This is a genomic window from Desulfobacter sp., assembly GCF_050177295.1.
Window position 1 is genome coordinate 1 of record NZ_JBFXHE010000440.1, and the last position, 3,644, is coordinate 3,644.

The window sequence follows — 3,644 nt, forward strand, 5'->3', positions numbered from 1 at the left end:
TTGCCGCTTTATTTGGGTTTATTGTATCACGGGCCCCCAGGGGTGATTATGGAAGCGGCTCAAAACTTCTCCACCATATGGTGTTGGGAAATAATTTTGTGGGAGAAACCCTGTTTGACGTTGAACGGCTGCTGTTTTCCCCGGATATTACATCGGAAAAATCCCATCTCTTTGTTGCCGGGCTTGCACGTGCAGGAACCACGGTTCTTATGCGCACCCTATATGAAAACGGAAAATTTACCTCCCTGACATACAGGGACATGCCCTTTATTCTTGCACCCAACCTATGGCGCAAAATCGCCGGCTTCTCCCGCCAGGACACAGAGATGAAGGAAAGGGCTCACGGGGACGGCTTAAAAATCAATTATGACAGCCCGGAAGCCCTTGAAGAGGTTTTCTGGCGAACCTTTTGCGGCAGTGATTATATTAAAAAAAACGGCTTGATCCCCATGACGGCCGACAATGAAATTTTAGATAAATTTAAAGCCTTTGTCGGTCTTATTTTAAACAACTCCCCTGACAACTGCTATTTATCCAAGAACAACAACAATATTCTACGCTTGGATTCCATTGCCCGTGCATTTCCGAATGCCTTGATCATTGTCCCTTTCCGGGACCCTTTACAGCAGGCATTTTCACTTTTGAACCAGCATAAAAAATTTTTAAAAAAGCATTCAGATGATGCCTTTGCAAAAAAATACATGACCTGGCTGGCCCATCATGAATTCGGAGCCGATCACAGGCCTTTCCTGTTTGATGGAACAAATGAGGACGAAAAAAATACGCAGGATTTAAGCTACTGGCTCACGATTTGGATAAACACCTATTCATATCTGATGAACAATCTTCCCCCTCAGGCTGTTTTCTTAAGTTACGAGAACCTGTGTGATAAGAGTGAACTGGTCTGGGAAAAACTTTCCAAACAAATTAACCTCTCCCCTTACACGGATAAAATTTCATTTACAAAAGCACTTCACCCGATAAATGAACCTGTCCCCGGTGATCTTTTGCAAAAATCAAATAACATTTACAAGCGCCTGATCGTTAAATCAATTGGTGTTATTTAAGAGTCAGCAGCATTTTGTTAATTTTATCCAGCAGCATTCTGGTGCTGGATTCCCAGTCCAGCCAACGATAATCGGGATCTACCCTGAGAGCATCAGGGATACCGTTCTTTTCAATACCCTCGATTTGCTTTTCAAGGGAGCCGGGATCAGCCAGATCAAAATAACCGATGTGATCAAGCCCCACTTCTCTATGGATCGGGGTGTCCGATGCCAGAACCGGAAGTCCATGGCCCAAACTTTCGATTATAGGTAACCCGAAACCTTCAATGAATGACGGAAAAACCAACATGGATGCATGCTTATAACAATATGCAAGTTCAACGTCATTGATATCGGACCAGAAGAACAGGCGCCTTTGATATTCACGGTTACTTTTTATACGTTCAAGCAGGTCGTCTACCTTCCACCCTACCCTGCCTATAAAACAAAGATTCACATCTATACCTTTCGCCCAAAGCCCATCGAATGTATCAAGCAAATAGGCGTGATTTTTTCTCGGTTCAAGGGTCGAAACCATCAAGTACGTGGGCCGTTCATCAAACACCCGGCGAACCTGCTCACGAATGCCGTCTTCGTTGATTTCAGTAAAATTAAAGTCGCTGCCTAAATGGAAGAAATCAAATTTCTTTCCATGATCGGGACCATATTTGTTTTCAACAAAAGTTGAAAAGTCATTTTTAACCGTGGCGGAGATGGCAATAAAGCCGTCCACAAATTCCAGGGCGGACTCAAACCATTTTCCAAAGGCAGGGATCAAGGGTTCTTCGCAAAACTCTGGATGGGTAACCGGAATAATATCATAGAGGACTGCAATGACTTTGGCTCCGGACTCTTTTGCTTTGGCCACACTCGGCCAGATATCCATATGCCAGCTCGAATCCAATAGTAAAAGGACATCTCCGCTCTTTGGTAAAAATTCTGAGGTATCCCTATGTCTTATACGTATCGCAATCAATCTAACAAGGGCCTTGGCCGGCTGTATCAGGATTTTATCAATAAACATATTCAAACCGAAACGATTCCGGGGCGCAAGGAGGAATGCCTTGACCCCAGGGCGATATAGAATGGCAGCAATTAAAGTAAGAAAGGCAAGATAAATCTGTTTTAGATACAATACAAACCATATGGCACCCTTCTTAGCCAATTCTTTGGCATTAAATTTAAATGTCAGGCTTGGTTCTATGTTTTCCTTTTTTTTCTTTCGGTAAAGATCCTTGACATCAACAGGAACAAATTGTCCATAACTTAAATTCACAGGGATCACTTTATAATCATCTTCGGTAGCAAGGTGTTCCATATGCCGCATGATTTCACGCACAACCCGCTGAATGCCTGTGTTCAATTCAGGGTTTTCCGGCAGAAACGAACAATCTACATAAATTTTTTTCATGGGCTATCCTAAATATGGTCAAAGAAAGCAAAATAGTTTATAATTTGTAGTTTTCCTGGATTCATATAAAAAAATTTTGGTATAGCAGGTTGTGTAACGAAAAGCCAGATTTAAAAATCTCAATAATGTCAGGACGCTTGATTTAGGAAAAATATGATAATAAAAAAAACAATTCAAGAACTTACGTCTGAGCTCAATCAACTTGACGATGATCAGGCTTTTTTAAGACAAGCATATCAATTAATTCTAGGCAGGCAGGCCAGTGACGATGAACTGCAATTTTTGCAACACCGGTTGGATGCCGGAGTTGCCAGAAAAATTGTTATTGCCAACCTGCTGCTCTCCCCGGAACATGCCCAACTCAATAAAAAAAGCGTACAACTTTCCTGGCTGAAAAAAAAGCAACTCCTTATATGGAAAAATTGGCATGCCCTGTTATCCAGGATAAAGGCAATACACACCTTTGGCAGGTTGGTTTTCAACTATGCTAAAGACCCTGCCTTCATGAAAAAAGACGTACTCTCCCTTAATCGCCAGGTGGAAGAGATCAAATCCAATTTATTTTTTTTCCTGAACCAGGAGGCCCAGGCGCAGCAGCGCAGACTTGACCAGTTCTTTTTTGATGTCAGGCAGGAGTTAAGGGCATCAAAAGATCCCACCGTACTGGATAAAATAGATACCATTTCCCGGCACGCAATAGATAACTATTATCTTTCCCTGGAACAAGCCTACAGAGGAAGCCGGGATGAAATACTCGAGCGATACAAAGCCACGGTTGATTTGGTGAAGCCTCTTTTTGCAAAAGAAAAAGAGATGCGAGCAGCAGATTTAGGCTGCGGCAGGGGAGAATGGCTTCAGATCATATCCGGTTATTGTGCCAAGGTTACCGGAATCGACATGAACAGCGCAATGATAAGCCAATGCCTCAGTCATGGATTGCAAGCCGAGCAGGGCGATTTGCTGGAATGGCTGCAGCGTCAGCCTGATCAAAGCCTTGATTTGATCACAGCCTTTCATGTCATTGAGCACCTGCCATTTGAAAAACTCAATATGCTCATATATGAAATTTACCGGGTGCTCACCCATGGCGGATCTGTTATTTTAGAAACCCCCAACCCCGAGAATATCCATGTGGCCACCCATATGTTTTACAGGGACCCCACCCATAAAACCCCGGTCCCCAAGGA

The 3,644-nt window shown here is 43.1% G+C and carries 3 protein-coding genes; 2 read left to right on the forward strand and 1 reads right to left on the reverse strand.

Features of this window, described 5'->3' with window-relative positions:
* Positions 1-1,067: sulfotransferase (locus AB7U36_RS20650; RefSeq protein WP_428161511.1), on the forward strand; the 1,067-nt coding region annotated here is incomplete at its 5' end.
* On the opposite strand, the gene AB7U36_RS20655 is transcribed toward AB7U36_RS20650, so the two are convergent.
* Positions 1,060-2,457, reverse strand: coding sequence for a glycosyltransferase family 4 protein (locus AB7U36_RS20655; RefSeq protein WP_428161512.1), 1,398 nt, complete (start codon positions 2,455-2,457; stop codon positions 1,060-1,062). The two genes, AB7U36_RS20650 and AB7U36_RS20655, sit on opposite strands and share 8 nt — an antisense overlap.
* A gap of 153 nt (positions 2,458-2,610) precedes the next feature.
* Here AB7U36_RS20655 and AB7U36_RS20660 point away from each other — a divergent pair.
* A partial coding sequence (locus AB7U36_RS20660; RefSeq protein ID WP_428161513.1) for a class I SAM-dependent methyltransferase occupies positions 2,611-3,644 on the forward strand: 1,034 nt, incomplete at its 3' end.